18 protein-coding genes and 1 riboswitch are annotated in these 18549 nt (G+C 60.4%); of the genes, 10 read left to right on the top strand and 8 right to left on the bottom strand.

Going from position 1 to position 18549, the window contains the following annotated elements:
* Positions 1-34 precede the first annotated feature (34 nt).
* Positions 35-346 (bottom strand): ETC complex I subunit, encoded by a 312-nt coding sequence (locus E4662_RS02465; RefSeq protein WP_136439676.1) that lies wholly within the window; start codon positions 344-346, stop codon positions 35-37.
* A 167-nt stretch (positions 347-513) separates the two neighbouring features.
* On the bottom strand, positions 514-990 hold the full coding sequence (locus E4662_RS02470) for a hypothetical protein (RefSeq protein ID WP_136439677.1): 477 nt from the start codon (positions 988-990) through the stop codon (positions 514-516).
* 400 nt (positions 991-1390) lie between these two features.
* Here E4662_RS02470 and uvrB point away from each other — a divergent pair, with 400 nt between their 5' ends.
* Both uvrB and E4662_RS02480 read left to right on the top strand, forming a co-directional pair.
* The gene (gene uvrB, locus E4662_RS02475; protein WP_136439678.1) at positions 1391-3586 is read left to right on the top strand and encodes an excinuclease ABC subunit UvrB; all 2196 of its coding nucleotides are present in this window, start codon (positions 1391-1393) and stop codon (positions 3584-3586) included.
* Between the two features lie 102 nt (positions 3587-3688).
* Complete coding sequence (locus E4662_RS02480; RefSeq protein ID WP_136439679.1) at positions 3689-4114, top strand: hypothetical protein; 426 nt, start codon at positions 3689-3691, stop codon at positions 4112-4114.
* A 38-nt stretch (positions 4115-4152) separates the two neighbouring features.
* Here the strand turns inward: E4662_RS02480 and E4662_RS02485 are convergent, their stop codons facing one another.
* Entirely contained in the window at positions 4153-4566 is a 414-nt protein-coding gene (locus E4662_RS02485) for a universal stress protein (RefSeq protein ID WP_136439680.1), read from the bottom strand.
* Positions 4567-4844: 278 nt separating this feature from the next.
* On the opposite strand from E4662_RS02485, the gene E4662_RS02490 reads away from it, so the two are divergent.
* From E4662_RS02490 to E4662_RS02505, 4 genes are all read left to right on the top strand, one after another.
* Positions 4845-5537: a winged helix-turn-helix transcriptional regulator gene (locus E4662_RS02490; protein ID WP_136439681.1), complete on the top strand. Its 693-nt coding sequence runs from the start codon at positions 4845-4847 to the stop codon at positions 5535-5537.
* Positions 5538-5668: 131 nt separating this feature from the next.
* Positions 5669-6400 (top strand): DUF484 family protein, encoded by a 732-nt coding sequence (locus E4662_RS02495; protein ID WP_420819249.1) that lies wholly within the window; start codon positions 5669-5671, stop codon positions 6398-6400.
* A 78-nt stretch (positions 6401-6478) separates the two neighbouring features.
* Positions 6479-7405 (top strand): tyrosine recombinase XerC, encoded by a 927-nt coding sequence (locus tag E4662_RS02500; RefSeq protein ID WP_136439682.1) that lies wholly within the window; start codon positions 6479-6481, stop codon positions 7403-7405.
* 64 nt (positions 7406-7469) lie between these two features.
* Positions 7470-8072 carry a glutathione S-transferase gene (locus E4662_RS02505; RefSeq protein ID WP_136439683.1) on the top strand — a complete coding sequence of 201 codons (603 nt, stop codon included), beginning with the start codon at positions 7470-7472 and terminating at the stop codon, positions 8070-8072.
* A gap of 49 nt (positions 8073-8121) precedes the next feature.
* Here E4662_RS02505 and E4662_RS02510 read toward each other — a convergent pair whose 3' ends face one another.
* On the bottom strand, positions 8122-8787 hold the full coding sequence (locus tag E4662_RS02510) for an outer membrane protein (protein WP_136439684.1): 666 nt from the start codon (positions 8785-8787) through the stop codon (positions 8122-8124).
* Positions 8788-9002: 215 nt separating this feature from the next.
* On the opposite strand from E4662_RS02510, the gene petA reads away from it, so the two are divergent.
* From petA to E4662_RS02525, 3 genes are read left to right on the top strand one after another with little or no spacing between them, the layout of a single operon-like run.
* A complete protein-coding gene (gene petA, locus E4662_RS02515; RefSeq protein ID WP_136439685.1) occupies positions 9003-9596 on the top strand; it encodes a ubiquinol-cytochrome c reductase iron-sulfur subunit in 594 nt (197 codons plus the stop codon).
* A 12-nt stretch (positions 9597-9608) separates the two neighbouring features.
* Positions 9609-10946, top strand: a complete 1338-nt coding sequence (gene petB / locus E4662_RS02520) for a cytochrome b (RefSeq protein ID WP_136439686.1) — start codon at positions 9609-9611, stop codon at positions 10944-10946.
* An 18-nt stretch (positions 10947-10964) separates the two neighbouring features.
* A complete protein-coding gene (locus E4662_RS02525; protein ID WP_136439687.1) occupies positions 10965-11759 on the top strand; it encodes a cytochrome c1 in 795 nt (264 codons plus the stop codon).
* Between the two features lie 109 nt (positions 11760-11868).
* On the opposite strand, the gene E4662_RS02530 is transcribed toward E4662_RS02525, so the two are convergent.
* The 3 genes from E4662_RS02530 to thiB are packed head-to-tail and all read right to left on the bottom strand — an operon-like array spanning position 11869 to position 15027.
* Positions 11869-12576, bottom strand: coding sequence for a thiamine ABC transporter ATP-binding protein (locus tag E4662_RS02530; RefSeq protein ID WP_420819250.1), 708 nt, complete (start codon positions 12574-12576; stop codon positions 11869-11871).
* Positions 12569-14071 (bottom strand): thiamine/thiamine pyrophosphate ABC transporter permease ThiP, encoded by a 1503-nt coding sequence (locus E4662_RS02535; protein WP_136439688.1) that lies wholly within the window; start codon positions 14069-14071, stop codon positions 12569-12571. The genes E4662_RS02530 and E4662_RS02535 overlap by 8 nt, the downstream gene beginning before the upstream one ends.
* Positions 14047-15027, bottom strand: coding sequence for a thiamine ABC transporter substrate binding subunit (thiB, locus tag E4662_RS02540; protein WP_136439689.1), 981 nt, complete (start codon positions 15025-15027; stop codon positions 14047-14049). The genes E4662_RS02535 and thiB overlap by 25 nt, the downstream gene beginning before the upstream one ends.
* 47 nt (positions 15028-15074) lie before the next feature.
* Positions 15075-15185, bottom strand: a riboswitch (TPP riboswitch).
* Between the two features lie 92 nt (positions 15186-15277).
* On the opposite strand from thiB, the gene aroC reads away from it, so the two are divergent.
* Positions 15278-16384, top strand: coding sequence for a chorismate synthase (gene aroC, locus E4662_RS02550; RefSeq protein WP_136439690.1), 1107 nt, complete (start codon positions 15278-15280; stop codon positions 16382-16384).
* A 77-nt stretch (positions 16385-16461) separates the two neighbouring features.
* On the opposite strand, the gene E4662_RS02555 is transcribed toward aroC, so the two are convergent.
* Positions 16462-18516, bottom strand: coding sequence for a methyl-accepting chemotaxis protein (locus tag E4662_RS02555; protein ID WP_136439691.1), 2055 nt, complete (start codon positions 18514-18516; stop codon positions 16462-16464).
* Positions 18517-18549: the final 33 nt, after the last annotated feature.

An 18549-nucleotide genomic window follows, 5' to 3' on the forward strand; every position in this document is an offset into this window, starting at 1 on the left:
CTCATTATCCCCATGCATGCGCTTCGGAATAGGCTCAATGCGTCCAGGCGCTTTTTCGATCCACCGCGAAGTTCTCGGCGTAGCCACGGGCGCGCACATTGGGGCGGCGCTTGTTCGGCTCGAAGACCTGCGCATCAATGCCATGCTCGCGCGCATAGGCCACAGCCGCATCCTTGCTGTCGAACCGCAGCCGGACCTGGGTTTGCGTGTCACTGCTCGATGTCCAGCCCATCAGCGGATCCACCTCGCGGGCTTTCGCCGGGGCGAACTCCAGAAGCCAGGTCTTTGTCTTGCCCTGCCCCGATGACATGGCGGTCTTGGACGGCTGGTAAATGCGGGCGCGCATCATGGCTCTCCTTCACATGGCTGCTGATTGCCGGGTGTCGCACAGGGCGCTCGGCAAGGCGATAGCAGAATTGGCTTTAAGGGTTATCAAAGATTTGCCGTCACGGGGCAAGCGCGGCTTCTGCGTCATTTGATCCGTCGAGACGCCATCTGAGGAGGCCAATGTCTTCATTCCTGAGCCAACAGCTTTTCCGCAATCCACTGCAAGGCGTCTTCGCATGAATAGGTAACGTGCAAATTGCCCATATCCTCGATCCCGTGGCCACTGAGAACCTCCTGCGCCATACGGATGCAGCCGTACCCCAACTCGCTGTCGACAACGAAGGCGCGCAATGCGCCCTTGCGCTGCGGCATGTGTGCCAGTGAAAGCAGTTGTCGACGGCACACAGCCAAATCGTAGGGGTTGAAGTCAAATCCGCGAAAGTCCCACAACGTGGGCATTTTAGCGCCAAGTTCCGACCTCTCGCTCAGCAGTCGCAGTGTCTCGAGAACTGCATCCTTCGACAGGAACCCGACCGGCCGGAACCGAACGAACCGGGCGCCTCCGGGAAGCCTGTCATGGGACACATCGAGCTTCCCCTCTGCGCGGATGTTTTCCGTCGAATCGAAACCGGCCATCCGCCGGTCGCTATGATCGCACGTCATTCTACTCTCGCATTGACGTCCCCGAGTTGATCCCTCTCACATACCGTTCTTACTTCCAATGCAGGGCAGCAGAATCGCGCGGCGTAACACCCTTAAGCCAGTCAGGAGACTATTTCTTATCGTTGAGTTGCATCTTTCAATGCAACCTATAGGTGTATTTTTTGGTGTGCGCAAGATATTTGTTTTTCTTTTTGAGAGCATAGCAACCGATGTGGTGGCCCAGCAACTGTAGACGTGGGTTCACAAGTATTTCGTAGCAAGGTCGGGCAAGCCTGCCGGTTTTTTGTCAATCAATCGGAGAATGCGTCCTTGAGAGCCTTCTCCTGCCATTTTCTGACAGCATTCGCCCTTGCATCCCCGCCCCACCGTGCCACATTTGGCACGCGAAGGAGTCTGTTCTATGCACAACAACAATCCGCAATCCATGCCAGTCATGCACGCCGCAGCGCCGGATGTGCGGACGCGCGAAAAGCTGGAAGGCGGCAAGCAGTTCATCATGCACACAGAGTTCAATGCGGCCGGGGACCAACCCACTGCCATTGAAGAGCTGTCGGGCGGGATCAACGGCGGTGAACGCGATCAGGTACTGCTTGGGGCGACCGGGACCGGCAAAACCTTCACCATGGCCAAGGTCATCGAAGAGACCCAGCGCCCCGCCATCATCCTCGCCCCGAACAAAACGCTCGCGGCGCAATTGTATGGCGAATTCAAGGGGTTCTTTCCCGAAAACGCGGTCGAATACTTCGTGTCCTACTACGATTACTACCAACCCGAAGCCTATGTGGCACGCTCGGACACCTACATCGAGAAAGAATCGCAGATCAACGAACAGATCGACCGGATGCGCCACTCGGCAACGCGCGCACTGCTGGAACGGGATGACGTGATTATCGTGGCCTCGGTGTCCTGCATCTACGGCATTGGTTCGGTCGAGACCTACGGGGCGATGACCCAGGATCTATTCATCGAAAAGGAATACGATCTGCGAAAGGTCATTGCGGACCTTGTCGCACAGCAATACCGCCGAAACGACCAAGCGTTTCAGCGCGGGTGTTTCCGGGTTCGCGGGGACAGCCTTGAGGTCTGGCCCGCGCACCTTGAGGATCGAGCCTGGAAGCTGTCTTTCTTTGGCGAAGAGTTGGAGAGCATCACGGAGTTTGACCCGCTTACCGGTGAGAAAACCGACAGTTTCGAGCGCATCCGCATCTATGCAAACTCGCACTACGTCACGCCCCGCCCGACGATGAATCAGGCTATCATCGGCATCAAGAAAGAGCTGCGTCAGCGGCTCGATCAGCTGGTGAACGAAGGAAAACTGCTGGAAGCGCAACGGCTTGAACAGCGCTGCAACTTTGATCTGGAGATGCTTGAGGCCACGGGCGTCTGCAACGGGATCGAAAACTATTCGCGCTATCTGACTGGCCGCGCCCCCGGCGAGCCGCCCCCCACCCTCTTCGAGTTCATCCCTGACAACGCAATCGTGTTTGCCGACGAGAGTCACGTCTCTGTCCCGCAGATCGGCGCGATGTACAAAGGCGACTACCGCCGCAAATTCACGCTGGCCGAACACGGGTTCCGCCTGCCGTCCTGCATGGACAACCGCCCGCTGAAATTCGAGGAATGGGACGCCATGCGCCCGCAATCCATCTTCGTCTCGGCGACACCGGCATCGTGGGAAATGGATCAGGCCGGCGGTGTCTTTGCCGAGCAGGTCATTCGCCCCACGGGTCTTCTGGATCCGGAGGTGGAAATTCGACCTGTCGAAATGCAGGTGGACGATCTGCTGGACGAAATTCGCAAGGTCGCGGCGGATGGATACCGCACGCTTGCAACCACATTGACCAAACGCATGGCCGAGGACCTGACGGAGTACCTGCACGAGCAGGGCATCAAGGTCCGCTACATGCACTCCGACATCGACACCATCGAACGTATTGAAATCCTGCGCGATTTGCGGCTTGGGGCGTTTGACGTTCTGGTCGGGATCAACCTGCTGCGCGAGGGTCTCGATATCCCGGAATGTGGGCTCGTGGCCATTCTGGACGCAGACAAGGAGGGTTTCCTGCGCTCGGAAACCTCCCTGATCCAGACCATTGGCCGCGCCGCGCGGAACGCGGAAGGCCGCGTGATAATGTACGCGGATCGCATCACGGGCTCCATGGAACGCGCCCTGGCAGAGACCAACCGCCGCCGCGCCAAGCAGATCGCCTATAACGAAGAGCATGGCATCACCCCGGAGACCGTGAAGAAGAACGTCGAGGACATCCTTGCCGGGCTCTATAAAGGCGACGCTGACATGAACCGCGTCACGGCGACGATCGACCCCAAACATTCCGGCTCCAACCTGCAGGCGGTTCTGGACGGCTTGAAGGCAGACATGCGCAAGGCCGCCGAGAATCTCGAATTCGAGGAAGCCGCGCGTTTGCGGGACGAAGTGAAACGGCTGGAAGCTGTCGACCTTGCCGTCTCCGACGATCCTTTGGCACGCCAGCAGGCGGTCGAGAAAGCCTCTGCCGCAGCGGTCAAGGCGAAGGGGCGGTCAACCGCGGGACGGCCCGGGCAACGGGGCGGGAATGTGAAACGGCGGAAGCGGTAATCCGCACTCCGCCATCAGGCTTTGGGAAAGATCAGCCCGCCCCGAAGTTGACCTGCGCGGGCATCAAACCGACACTGCCAAAACACAACGAGTTGATCCGACATGCGCCTCCTTGCTCTTCTGCTCTTCCTCGCCACACCCGCCTTCGCTTGGGACACCCCGCAACGCGGTAGCCAGCTTCGAGCCGACCTGATGTCCGCGATCCGGCCGCATGCGGAATGGATCCTCGGCGCGCCGGTCGAGTTTGTCATCCACGATCTGCGTGTCTCCGGCGATGTCGCTTTTGCGGCCATGCATGCACAACGACCCGGCGGCATCGAAATTGACCTGAACACCGTTCCGGGAGCTCTGCGCGGGGAGTATGACCCGGCGTTTTCCGACGGTTCCTCCATACAGGCGCTTTTGCAGAAATCCGGCAACGTCTGGGTGGCCACGCACCACGCCATCGGAGCAACTGATGTCTGGTGGTTCTGGGATGCGTTCTGCCCGGTCTGGCACCCGGTCATCCCAGAAGCCTGCGCGGGCTGAACGCGCCGCTCCGCCTTACGGAGCAGCGCGCGATCATGTCAGCGCAGCACGTGCACCGCGCAACTGGCGTGGCGCACCACCTGCGTTGCGGTGGACCCCAGCAGCAGATCCTGCATACCCGGCCGGTGCGAGGAAATGACAATCAGGTCGCTGCCGTTTTCCTCGGCCCAGTCCAGGATCGTCCTCCCGGAATGCCCTTCGATCACGAGACCTTCTCCACCGGGAATGGCGGACGCCAGATCATTCAACTCGCTTGCAATCGCGGCCCGTGACTGGGCGGTGTAGTCCGCAGGCAGGTAGCTGACCGCGTAGCCCGGCACCTTCTCCATCACGTGCAACAAGGTGATCTTGGCTCCTTCCTCCGCCAGCCGCCCGGCCAGCGCCAGTGCTGCTTTGACCTTCTCGTCACTGCCTTCATCGAATGCAATTGGAACCAGAATGTTGGTATACATGGACATCTCCTCCTTCAGTCAAGAGGCTGACCGGCTTGCCAGCCAAGGACAGTGTCGCACGGCGCAGGCTCGCAATGCCTTGACAGAGATCATGCCAGAATTGCTCCACACTTCGGACACATTGAACCGATAGGGCTAAACGCCATCAGCAGAACGTTGTTCCGTTCCGATCCGCCCCGTCAGAAGACCCGGGCCGGTCTTTGGAAGCCATGTGGGTGGTCCCTTTCGGGTCCTCCGGCCCTTATGGGCTCCCGGCGCCAAACGCGAGGAGCAAGTGGATGCGCTACCTGATCGCCGAAACGAACTGGGATGTGATGTCTCTGGCGCAGGAACTGGTCGCCAACGGCACCCTGCTGACCCGAACGGATCGGCCGGAAGATCTGCTCCACTATGCAAAAATTGGCCACGCGGACCTGATTTTGATTGCAGCGGATCAAATGGACAAGCGCACGGTTTCCATGGACAGGCTACACGCGGCAAGCCCCGCGAGCCCGGTTGTTCTGGTCACAAACGCCGTCTCTCCCGACGCGATGTCAGGTTTTTTGGCAGCCGGCGCAGACGCGGTTGTCGATTGCTCCGCCAGCGTCGAGGAGGTGCTTGCAAGACTTCAGGCCATCGCTCGCCGCGGCCACGGGCTCGGACGCCCTGTTCTGCAGTACGGCCCGCTGCGGCTCGACCTCATGCATCGGCGCGCCCATCTGGGAGAGGTCCGTCTCAAGCTCACACCGAAAGTCTATGAACTGCTTGAGTTCATCGCCCTGCGCCCCGGTCGTCTGGTCACGCGGGAAAACCTGCTGACGCATATCTACGGGTTGGAGAATGAGCCGGATCCGCGGGTGTTTGACGTCTACATGTGCAATCTGCGCGCCCAGCTTTCCGCCTCGGGCGGCGCCGTGGACATCGAAACCGCACGCGGAGCGGGCTTTCGGTTTGTGGCGGCTGATATGGGCACGGGCGGCATAGCCGCCTGACACGGCACATCTGTTGTAGCTTCTCCGCTTTGCGCCGCTTTCTGGCGCAACGGCCCCGTTTTCCTTGACAGGCCAAGGACAGCGGGGCCAAACAAGGTCAAATCAAACTGATCGCCCGGCAACAGGGCGGCATGAGCAGCATTGAGACATCCATGACCAGCAGCAGCCAGCGTATCGACGATTCGATCCGGGAGACCATCATTTCTCAGCCGGACATCATCCTTGACGACAAGGATCTGATGCATGCGCTGATCGCCGCGAACGAACGCGCCATGGGTGGCAATATCATCGATCTGCGCGGCATCGCGATGGAACGTCTCGAAGCGCGGCTGGACCGCCTGGAAGACACACACCGCTCTGTCATCGCCGCCGCCTACGAAAACCTCGCGGGCACCAATCAGATCCACCGCGCCGTTCTGCGTATGCTGGACCCTTTGGAGTTCGAACCTTTCCTGCATGACCTCGGCAGTGAAGTGGCGCAGATTCTGCGCGTTGATTGCGTCCGGTTGGTTCTCGAAAGCGCCAACGCCGAAGGCGAAGTGGCGGTCGAACGTCTCGGCGATGTTTTGTCTGTGGCCGAGCCGGGATTTGTTGCGGATTACATCTCCGAAGGCCGCGAGGCGCCGCTGCGCCCGGTTACTCTGCGACAGATCGAAGAAGGCAACACCCAGATTTTCGGCGACAAGGCCGACTGGATTCGCTCTGAAGCCTGTCTCAAACTGGATTTCGGCCCAGGGCGTCTACCCGGCCTTTTGGTGATGGGCTCTGAAGACCCACACATGTTCACGCCGCAGCAGGGCACGGACCTGCTTGCCTTCTTTGGTGGTGTTTTCGAACGCGCCATGCGGCGCTGGCTGAGCTGAACACCTTTCCGGCCCCTCGCTGCCACGGGCCTCGCAACCTTTGAACGAGGCGCGCCTGACAGGGCGCGATGAGTGGCCATGACCTTGACGATCTCCCCTGCCGCGCGCGATGCGCTTGCCACGTGGCTTGACCAGACTCGCGCGCTTAAGGACGCATCCGAAAACACGCTCACCGCCTATCGCGGCGACGTTCTCGATTTCATCGCCTTTCTCACATCGCACCACGCCGAGCCGCAGGGCCTCGCCCCGCTTGCTCGTGTGACCACATCCGACATGCGCGCCTGGATGGCCCATTTGCGCGGCACCAGCGTTGCATCCCGCTCCATGGCGCGCAAGCTTTCCGCCGTGAAAACCTTCTACCGTTGGCTTTCGGAACGCGAAGGGTTCGAGCCAACCGCCGTTCTCTCCGCCCGCGCCCCGAAGTTTCAGAAAAAGCTGCCGCGCCCCCTGACCGAAGATGCCGCGCGCGCCATGATCGACACCGTAGAAATGCAATCGCGCGAAGGCTGGGTCGGCGCGCGCGATGCGGCGGTTGTCACGCTGCTCTACGGTTGCGGATTGCGGATTTCCGAAGCGCTGGGTCTGACGGGCCGTGATCTGCCGCTGGGCGAAACTCTCAGAATTCTGGGCAAAGGCAAGAAGGAACGCATCGTGCCCGTTCTGCCGATCGCCCGGCGCGCCATCGACACGTATCTGCAACTGTGCCCGCACCCCATGGCCCCTGACCTGCCGGTTTTCCGCGGCGCGCGGGGAGGCGCGTTGAACCCGCGCCTGATCCAGAAGGTCACGGCCCAGGCTCGCATGCAGCTCGGACTGCCCGCAACCGCCACGCCCCACGCCATGCGGCACAGCTTTGCCACACATCTGTTGTCAGCGGGCGGCGATCTTCGCGCCATTCAGGAACTGCTCGGTCATGCATCGCTCTCAACAACCCAGGCCTATACATCCGTTGATCAGGTCCACCTGATGCAGGTCTACGAGGCGACGCACCCCAAAGCGGGATAAGCGCGTTGCGAGAGACCGGCGCGGGGCCTAGTCTCTTCCCAAACTCCAAATCAGGACCGCCCCCATGAAGCTGATCAAATCCGATGCCTCTCCCTTTGTGCGCAAGACGCTGGTCACGCTGCATGAAACAGGCCTCTTGGAGCAGACCGAACTGGTATCCGTCACAACCTCGCCGCTGAACTCCGATCCAACCGTGCTTGCGACGAACCCGATCGGGAAAATCCCGGCGCTGGTGCGGGACGATGGCCCCGCGCTGTACGACAGTCGTGTGATCTGCCGGTACCTTGATGCCAAGGCAGGCGCGGGCCTCTATCCCGAATCCCGATTGTGGGAGACCCTTACTCTGGAAGCCACCGGCGACGGAATCATGGATTCCGCCGTCAGCATGACCTACGAAGCCCGCTTTCGCGGACCCGAACTGGTGTTCGAAGACTGGGTCGAGGCGCAGTGGGCCAAGGTTTCGCGTGCGCTCGATGCGTTGGAAGAGCGGTGGATGAGCCATCTGGCGGGCCCGCTGGACATGGGACAGATCAGCGTGGCCTGTGCGTTGGGCTATCTCGACCTGCGTCATGACGCGCGCGGGTGGCGAAACGGTCGGCCTGCGCTTGCCGCATGGCACGAGGCATTCGAGCAGCGCGCATCCATGAAGGCGACCGCTCCGGTCTGATCAACGCACCGGCGGTCCGTAGGGCGGGGTTTCACCCCGCCACACTCTCTCAGAAGTTCAGCGAAATACCGATGTTCAACGCGTTGGTCTTCAGATCGGTCTTGAAGGTACCGCCGTCTTCGAACTCGCCCTCATTGGACGAATAGGTAAACTGGTACTCCCCGAACACCGAGAACCGATCATTGATCGGATAGCTTGCACCTGCGGTCAGCCGCACGGCCGGGCCCGTCATCTGGAAGCCGTAGGTCTTGCTTCCGGAGTTGTGATCCGCATCCACATGCGGGAATGCGATCCCGATGCCGGCACCCACGTAAGGTGTGATGTTGTTCCACTGATCCGGCCAACGCTTCATCACATTGGCGGTCAGAATATTGTGGCCATCGGAGAACTCAAGCCGCGAAAAGCCGAGTTTGTTTTGCACGTCGTCCGGCGCGTAGGCCTTGGCGTGGGTGTACTCAACACCAAAGCCCAGCGTCTCGCTGCGCCACCATGTGACGCGCGCGCCATAATACGGCGGCATCTGGAGGGACTTGCCGTCCCACCCCACCAGTTCGTCATAGCTGCCGCCGCCGTTCGGCAGATCACCGGAGATTCTGCTATGGGGCAGTGTTTGCCAGCCCGTGTAGAACGAAAGTTCCATTTCCGCTGTAGCGGGAGCCGCGAAAGCGGCGCCGATTGCAAGCGCCGCGGCTGTGGAAAGAATCAGTTGTCGCATGGGAGCGCCTTGGATCAATGTCTCGCAAGTACTTAAGCATTGGCAGGTGGCTGTTTCAACCGCGACACATCCGCGCTTATTCCATTGGCGGGCTTTTGTGTGCTGGACGCCCCAGCGCAGCCCGGCTAAACACCGCCGAGGAATGGCTGTGTTTTTCGCGGCCTCTGGTTGTAGAGAGGCCACGGAAGGCCCCGAAAGCAATGGAGCGTACCCACGTGTCACATACTGAAGATCACGAAGGCACACGTAGAGACTTTCTCTATTACGCCACGGCTGGAGCCGGGGCCGTGGCCACAGGCGCAGCCGTTTGGCCGCTGGTGCATCAGATGAACCCCTCCGCCGACGTTCGCGCGCTTGCGTCCATCCGTGTTGACGTCTCCGGCGTCGAACCCGGAACGCAGCTGACTGTGAAATGGCTGGGCAAACCCGTCTTTATCCGCCACCGCACCGGTGCCGAGATCTCCGAAGCGCAAGAGCAGGATGCTGCCTTCGCCGCAGGTGAGGCCGTGGTTGACCCGCTGGCGCGCAACGCCAACCTTGCCGATGCCACCGCATCGGCTTCGGATGCCAACCGCACCATGCCGTCCCCTGAAGGCGAAGGCGCTGGCGCGTGGCTCGTTCAGATGGGCGTCTGCACGCACCTTGGCTGTGTGCCGCTCGGCGATGCCGGCGATTACAAAGGCTGGTTCTGCCCCTGCCACGGGTCGCACTACGACCTCGCAGGCCGTATCCGCAAAGGTCCGGCCCCTGAAAACCTTCCCGTCCCGCCCGCTGAGTGGGTAGACGGCTCGACCATCAAACTCGGTTAAGGGAGCGCTCGTATGTCTGGTATTCCGCACGACCATTATGAACCCAAGACCGGGATCGAGAAGTGGCTGAACAAGCGTCTTCCGATCGTTGGTCTCGTCTATGACACCATCATGATCCCCACCCCCAAGAACCTGAACTGGTGGTGGATCTGGGGTATCGTTCTCGCCTACTGTCTGGTGCACATGATTGTCACCGGGATTGTGCTGGTGATGCACTACACCCCGCATGTGGATCTGGCCTTCGCCTCTGTCGAGCACATCATGCGCGACGTGAATGGCGGCTATATGATCCGCTATCTGCACGCAAACGGCGCGTCGCTGTTCTTCGTTGCCGTCTACATCCACATCTTCCGCGGCCTCTACTACGGTTCCTACAAGGCACCCCGCGAAGTCACGTGGATTGTCGGCATGCTGATCTACCTGATGATGATGGGCACCGCCTTCATGGGCTACGTTCTGCCCTGGGGTCAGATGTCCTTCTGGGGCGCGACCGTTATCACCGGTCTGTTTGGCGCCATCCCGTTCATCGGTGAGCCGATCCAGACTTGGCTGCTCGGCGGGCCGGCGGTGGACAACGCCACGCTCAACCGCTTCTTCTCGCTGCACTATCTGCTGCCCTTCGTGATCGCGGCTCTCGTCGCCATCCACATCTGGGCATTCCACACCACGGGCAACAACAACCCGACCGGTGTCGAAGTGCGTCGCACCTCGAAAGCAGACGCAGAGAAAGACACCCTGCCCTTCTGGCCGTACTTCGTGATCAAGGATCTCTTTGCTCTCGTGGTCGTCCTCGCGGTGTTCTTTGCCATCGTCGGCTTCATGCCGAACTACCTTGGCCACCCGGACAACTACATCGAAGCGAACCCGCTGGTGACGCCTGCGCACATCGTTCCGGAATGGTACTTCCTGCCGTTCTACGCGATCCTGCGTGCCTTCACCTCCGAGGTCTGGGTCGTTCAGATCGCCTCCTTCGTGACCGGCGGCATCATCGACGCGAAGTTCTTCGGTGTTCTGGCGATGTTCGGCGCGATCGCTGTCATGGCGCTGGCACCGTGGCTTGATACCTCCTCTGTCCGCTCGGCACGCTACCGTCCGATGCTGAAGTGGTGGTTCTGGCTTCTGGTCATCGACTTCATGGCCCTGATGTGGCTCGGTGCGATGCCCGCAGAAGAGCCCTACGCCTCCTTCTCGCTGATCGGGTCCGCCTACTGGTTCGGCTACTTCCTCGTCATCCTGCCCCTCATGGGCGTGATCGAGAAGCCGCTGCAGACGCCGGACACCATCGAAGAAGACTTCAACGCAAAATATGGCTCGTCCAAGGGTGACGCAGCCGGTACCCCGGCTGAGTAATCGAAAGGACCGAATGAGATGATCAAGAAACTCACACTCTCGGCCCTGACGGCCCTCTCCCTTTCCGCCAGCGGCGCTTATGCCGCTGGTGCGGCGGGGCACATCGAAGACTTCGCCTTCTCCTTTGAAGGCCCCTTCGGCACCTATGACCAGCACCAGCTGCAGCGTGGCCTTCAGGTCTACACCGAAGTCTGCGCCGCCTGCCACGGTCTGAAGTTCGTCCCGATCCGCTCCATGGCGGAAGAAGGCGGCCTTGGGTACTCCGAAGACGAAGTGCGCGCTTACGCGTCCCAGAACTTCGAAGTCTACGACGAAGAGCTGGAAGATTTCCGCCCGGCCCGTCCGGCGGATCACTTCCCGGAAAACACCGGCGCTGGCGCACCTGACCTGTCGCTGATGGCGAAGGCCCGTGCCGGTTTCCACGGCCCCTACGGCCTTGGGATCAACCAGTTCGTCAAGGGCATCGGTGGCGCGGAATACATCGCCTCCCTGCTCTCCGGCTACACCGGTGAGATCAAAGAAGAAGCAGGCACCACGCTGTATGAGAACACCGCCTTCCCGGGTGGCTGGATCTCCATGGCGCCGCCGCTGGAAGATGGTCTGGTCGAGTATTCCGACGGCCACTCCAACGATCTGCACCATCTGTCGGCAGACGTGTCTGCCTTCCTGATGTGGACAGCTGAGCCGAAGATGATGGCGCGCAAGCAGGCTGGTTTCACCGCCGTTCTGTTCCTCGTCGTGCTGTCGGTTCTGCTCTACCTGACCAACAAACGGATCTGGAAGCCGATCAAGAAAAAGGCAAAGCAGGCCTGAGCCTGATACGCCACTGAAAGTGAAAAGCCCCGCCAAACTGGCGGGGCTTTTTCTTTGGCCCTGTGCGCAACCAGACGTGTTGGCCGCGCCCGTGAAGTAGGCCGGGGTTTCACCCCGGCTCCTGCCCAAGATAGGCGCGAAGAGCGGGGGGCGGATCATCGAAGAGTACCTTGGTCTCAACAGGCGCATGAACGCGGCCGCCATCCACGTAAACCACGCGGCGGGCAAACCGACGCGCATCTGACGGGTCATGGCTGACCATCAGGACCAGAGCGCCGGAGACCTGCGCAACCTCCGTCACCGCGTCCAGCATCTCCTGCCGCAAAGCAGGGCCAAGCGCTGCGAAAGGCTCATCCAGCAAGATGATCGGTCGCGCCTGTAGGAGAACCCGTGCCAGAGCGCCGCGCGCCTGTTGTCCACCCGACAAGGCACCGGGCTTGCGATTCCCCAGCCCCTCAAGCCCCATGGTTTTCAAGGCCGCTTCAACGCGGGCTGCTTCGTCCGGCGTAACCCGGCCACCATCCGGGCGCAGCGCCAAACCCAGGTTGCGGGCGAGAGTCAAATGCGGGAACAAGTTTTGATCCTGAAACAGCATGGACACAGGGCGCGCCTGCGGCGGCACATCACTCAAGCCTTGTCCCTGCCAGAGCACCTGCCCCGCATCCGGTTTTCGGAACCCTGCGATCACATCAAGCAGGGTGGATTTTCCTGCCCCGGACGGGCCAATAACCGCAATGGTCTCCCCCGGCTGAAGCGCGAAATCGCCCTCGAGCGCAAAACCGTCCAGCGCCAGACGCATGCCTTTGACCTCAAGCACCCACGCGCCCTCCCCTATCCAAAATCCAGAAAAGCCCCAGGCTCAGACATAACAAAAGCAACGACGCCCCCGCCGCCGCCTCCATCTGGTATGAGCCCATCAGTCGGTAGACCTGCAGCGGCAGCGTCGCCCGGTCCGGATCGGCAAACAGGGCGATAACGCCCAGATCCCCCATCGCAAGCGCCGCGGTCAGCCCGGCTGCAAAGCCAAGCGGGCGGCGCAGGCGCGGCAAGAACACCAACCTCGTCCAGGCCCAGGGCGTCAGCCCAATCGTTTGTGCCAACCGACCAAAATCGGACCGGATCGCCTCCGCCTCCGGCCGCAGGATCCGCAAGGCAAAGGGCAAAGCCATCAATGCGTTGACAAGCCCGGTCACGGGCAGAGCCATGCTGAACGGGTTCACAAAAGGACGCAGGATCAGGAATAGCCCGGTGCCGAGCACCAATGGAGACAGGGCAATCGAGGATAGAGCCAACAATTCCCCGCGCCGCGTGGCCAGTGGCAGCGCCCAGATCAGGCATAGGGTCGTTGATGCCACCGCCAGAAGCAGCGAATGCCCCGCCGCGCGCAGGGTGTCCGAACCCAAGAGCCACAGCCCCGGCAATCCGCGCAGGATCACCATGCCCAGCGGCAAGAGCAGGAAGACCGCCACCAGCCCGATCCAGAAGGCATCAAACCACAGGCCACGCGCGCCCCAATGCGGTGTCTGTCGATCAAGCCCCGCGCCGAACCCGCTCCCGAGAGACACCCGCCATGCCACCATCCCGGCCACCAACGCCATCCCCAGTTGAACCATCGCGAGCAGGGCCGCACGGCCAAGGTCAAAATCGAACCGCATCGCCTGGTAGATTGCCAGTTCCACCGTGGTGGCGCGCGGCCCGCCGCCCAAAGTGAGCGCCACCGCAAACGACGTCAGGCAAATCACGAAAATCACAGCAAAGGCGCTCGGCAATACACGCCGGATCAAAGGCCATTCCAACACCAGAAACGTCGCGCGCGGTGTCAGGTTTAGCGAAGCTGCCAGCCGAAAACGTTCTGATGGAATGGCCAGCCAGCCTTGCAAAAGCATACGTGTCGCCAGCGGCAGATTAAAGAAAACGTGGGCCAACACCACGCCGTGGAGACCGTAAATATCAAATCGCGCAAGCCCCAGCGCGCCCAGCACTGTATTGACGAGTCCCGCCCCGCCGAACACCGCGAGAAGACCCATGACCGCCACGATCACCGGCAGAATGAAGGGCGCCCCCAGCAAGGCAACAAGAACGGCGCGCCCCGGAAACCGCCGCCGCGCCAGAGCGCGCGCAACGGGTACGGCAAACAGGCAACTGACTAGGGCAGAGAGGAAGGCTTGCCAAACGGTGAACCGAACCGCGTCCAGATCACCGGGCCGAAAGCTGCCAAACCCTTCGGCGCGCAGCAACACAACGGCAATCGGCCCCAGCGTCAGAAGCGCCAGGGCCGAGCCTGCAATTATTGCGAGAGCGCGCTGCGCCATGCTTCGATGGCCTCATCGCGAAGGGCCGCGGCCTCATCTTCGGAGTAGAACAGGACCTTTTCGGGCAGGTTGAGCTTCTGGAATCCTTCCGGCCATTTGGCCTGATCCAGCGCCGCCGGGATGGACCAGTTTCCGGTTGCGATCATGCCCTGGAAATCCTCGGTCAGAATGAAATCCATGAAGGATTGCGCCAGTTCCGGCTGATCGCTGGAAGCCACTTTGGCTGCCAGTTCAACCATGAAGTAATGGCCTTCCGGGAAAATCGCGGCCTTCTTGGTCTCATCACCTTCCGCGATGATGTGGTAAGCTGGCGAGGTGGTGTAGCTCAATACCATGTCCGCTTCGCCGTCGGTGAACAGACCGTAGGATTCGGACCAACCACGCGTGACCGTGACAATCTTCGGCGCCAGCTTCGCCCATGCTTCGCCAGCCTTCTCGCCATAAACCGCCTGCACCCACAGAACGAGGGCGAGACCGGAAATGGACGAACGCGGATCCTGAATGACAAGGCGCAGGTCATCCGGCGCATTGACGAGATCTTCGAAAGAAGCCGGCGGCGCGTCTACCTTTGTCGTGTCATAGATGAACGCCGTGTGGCCATAGTTGAACGGCAGGAAGACATCGTCGTTCCAGTCGAGCGGCAAGGTCAGCCCGGCCAGATCCGTGCCATGCGGGGCAAAGAGGCCGCTTTCGCGCGCTTTCTTGGTGACATCGGTGTTCAGACCGATCACCACGTCGGCCTCGGTCCGCTCCCCTTCCAGCATCAGGCGTGGAAGCAGATCACCGGGCTTGAACTGAAGATCGCAGCCGCAGCGCGCTTCGAACAGTTCTTCGATTTTTGGTCCCGGCCCCCACTCAGAGGTGAAGTAGTCCGGGGCGTAAACAGTGAGAACGGCATCATCCGCCAGCGCGGCGCTGGCTGCAAACAATCCCGCTGCAAATGTGAGGGCCTTCATGGCGCGTCTCCTATCTGCGGCGAAAGGCAAGATAAGGGGCCAATAGAAGGCTGAGTCCCGACCTTCCCTCCGCCGGTGTTAACCGGTTCAGGTTCAACGGGTTGATGCGTTCACGCAAATCTCAGACGGATCAGGCTCCGACACCCCGAGGTAGGCGGCAACCTAGGGCCAGGCGGCGACCGGTTCAAGCGTGAAATCGCTTGAGGGCGCGCGCGCCGTAGCCTAGGAGAACGGTCAAAGGAGAAAGCCCATGAGCCTCAACAGTTTCGGACATCTCTTCCGCGTCACCACCTGGGGCGAAAGCCATGGGCCGGCGCTTGGCGCGACGGTTGACGGGTGCCCTCCGGGCGTTGAGATCGACGAAGCGATGCTTCAGCACTGGCTCGACAAGCGCAAACCCGGCCAGAACAAATACACCACGCAACGGCGCGAGCCGGACGCCGTGCGCATTTTGTCCGGGGTGTTTGAGGGCAAAACAACTGGAACGCCGGTTCAGCTCATGATCGAGAACACGGACCAGCGGTCCAAGGACTATGGGGACATCGCCGAGAAGTTCCGCCCTGGTCATGCGGATATCACCTACTGGCAGAAATACGGCATTCGGGATTATCGCGGTGGTGGGCGTTCCTCGGCGCGTGAAACCGCGGCGCGCGTCGCAGCGGGCGGCCTTGCAAGGGCGGCGCTTGAAACGTTGGCACCGGGCATCGAAATACAAGGCTACATGACCCAAATGGGGCCGCATGGCATCGAAGGGGCACGTGATCTGAGCCAGATCGAGGAAAACCCGTTTTGGGTGCCATCGGCGCAAACGGCAGAGACCTGGGCAGGCTACCTAGAAGAGCTCCGCAAGTCCGGGAACTCGGTCGGCGCAATCATTGAAGTTGTTGCGCGCGGCGTGCCGTCCGGGCTTGGCGCACCGATTTACGGAAAACTCGATACAGATCTGACCGCTGCCATGATGTCCATTAACGCGGTCAAGGGCGTCGAAATCGGCGAAGGCATGGCTGCCGCCATGTTGACCGGTGAGGAAAACGCCGATGAAATTTTCATGGGGAACGACGGCAAGCCGGTCTACAGTTCAAATCACGCGGGCGGGATTCTGGGCGGGATTTCCACCGGGCAGGACATCGTTGTGCGCTTCGCGGTCAAACCGACCTCATCCATCCTCAAGACGCGGCAAACCATAACCAAGTCCGGTCAGCAAACCGAGATCATCACAAAAGGTCGTCACGACCCATGCGTCGGCATCCGCGCTGTACCGGTCGGAGAGGCAATGATGGCCTGCGTCATTCTCGATCATTTGCTGCTGCATCGCGGCCAAATCGGAAACGCCGGCGGAAAAATCGGGCCTGCTTGAGTGACCATTTCTTTGCGCTTTGATACGAAAAGCACCCGAGTTATCTCGGGTGCTCTTTTTTCTCGGCCAATGTCTTTTCAGAAATCACTCCACATGCTGTCGGGATCGTTTACAGCGAGCTGAGACGTGCGTGCGCTCATCCGAGGTGTGGGTTCAGCCCTTTCAGCAGACACTGTTTCCCATGTTGAAGTCGGTTCTCCCGCTGCTTCAGGCTCCAGTTCCACGAGCGGCTCCGGCGCAACTTCCAAGTCGCTTTCTCCATGCATGACAACGGGACGATCCACTTCGTCGACGCGGTCGAAGGCTCCCTGCTCCATGTCTTTCAGTGGACCACTTAAAATTCGATCTGCAGCACTGTCTTCCACAGTCGTGTCTCGCGTGTCTCCGGACGTTTCTGCCTTCGGCGTTTCGCCACCAGCAAAGTTGGCTAACAGCCCGGACAATCGTTCCGCTTCCTGGCTCAACTGTCCGCTCGCCGCTTCTGTTTCGTTGACCATCGCCGCGTTGTGTTGCGTTGTTTTATCCAGTTCGGCGACACCGACATTGATCTCCTGAACACCTTGGGCCTGCTGTTGTGCCGAGGCGGAGATATCTGCAACCAGGACAGAGACTTCGTTGACGCTTGCGACGATGTCTTTCAATGTCACAGAGGTCTCTTCGACGAGACGCTCGCCAGCCGACACGTGTTCCGAACTGTTGGAGACCAGTTCTTTGATTTCGCTGGCCGACTCGGAAGCGCGTTGCGCAAGGCTGCGCACTTCGGAAGCAACGACGGCAAAGCCTTTCCCCGACTCTCCTGCGCGCGCAGCTTCAACCCCTGCGTTCAGCGCCAGAAGGTTGGTTTGAAACGCGATGTCGTCAATAACACCGATGATCTGAGTGATCTGCTCGGAGGACCGCGCGATGGACCCCATGGCCGATTGCGCCCGCGCCATGACTTCGCCACCTCGTTCCGCCCTTTCGCGGCCAGCAATAACTTTTTGATCAGCGCTCTTCGCACGCTCGGCGGCGGACTGCACGCTTTGAGACAGTTCTTCGAGGGCGGCGGCGCTCTCTTCCAGAGTGGCCGCCTGTAGCTCAGATCTGCGAGACATGTCGGAAGACATATTGGTCAGATCCATGGCACTGCTCTGAACAGTGGCACTGCTTTGGCGGAGCTGGCCCACCAGCATTCTGAGACTCGCACTCAGATCATTGAAATCATTGCATAGCTCCACATACTCCGACCCCAGCTCCGACCAGTTTTCCGGTTCCAGCTGACGATCTGTCTTGCCGCTTTTGAGCGCGGACATGGCGCCACCCAACTGATCGAACAAATCAGACCGAGCCTGCTGCAGGGCGACTTCTTCGCGGTTCTTGCTTTCAGCGCTCGACAGACGATCGCGCAAGGCCGTCAGGTTTTTTGCCACCGAACCGAACTCATCCTTGCGGGCACATCCGCTTACCTCTTTCGAGAAATCCATTTCCACGAGGTCCTGAACGGATCCGGCAAGCGCAAGGACTTGCTTGGTAATGATTTGCCCCAAGCCCAGCGACACAACAACGCCGATCCCAATGACCGAAAGACAAACGATCAAAAGCGTCGCGCGCGCACTTTCCATCAGCGCAGCATTGGCCAGCACAATTTCCTTGGCCGCTGTATCCGCCCGTTGCACGACAGCATCCAGTTCAATCATCGCGCTCCGCAAGGTCTGGTCCGCGCGATAGAACAAGTCCGCCCGCGATTCGATCGTGTTAGCCCCTTTCGCTTCCGCGCCGATCTGACGGACAAGCCCGAGTTGACCAGAAACCTGCGTCAGACCTTGCGCCCAATCCAGCGCACGCCAAGCTGCGGCCTCACTTCTTTCGAGTGCAGACGAAACTTTTCCGACTGTTTCGTCCACCGGCCCCCAAGGGGTTTTGGCATCTGTGGCAAAGCGCAGTAATTGCGTTTGTGCGAGGGCAATCGATGCTTCTGCTTTCAAAAGAAACACTTCTTGCTCGTAAACTTGCGCGAGATCCGTGGTGTTGCCGGCCAGTTTGCGCTCTGTCACCCAGGCCGTCGCAGCGACCGAAACCAGAGCGATGACCAAGATAAATGAAGACAGAAGCACCTGAAATCGAACAGGAAATCTACTAAGAAAAAGACTCATTATACACCTCACGTCCCACAAGTGCCGTGGGGT

This window comes from Pacificoceanicola onchidii, assembly GCF_004804335.1.
Lineage (GTDB): Bacteria > Pseudomonadota > Alphaproteobacteria > Rhodobacterales > Rhodobacteraceae > Pacificoceanicola > Pacificoceanicola onchidii.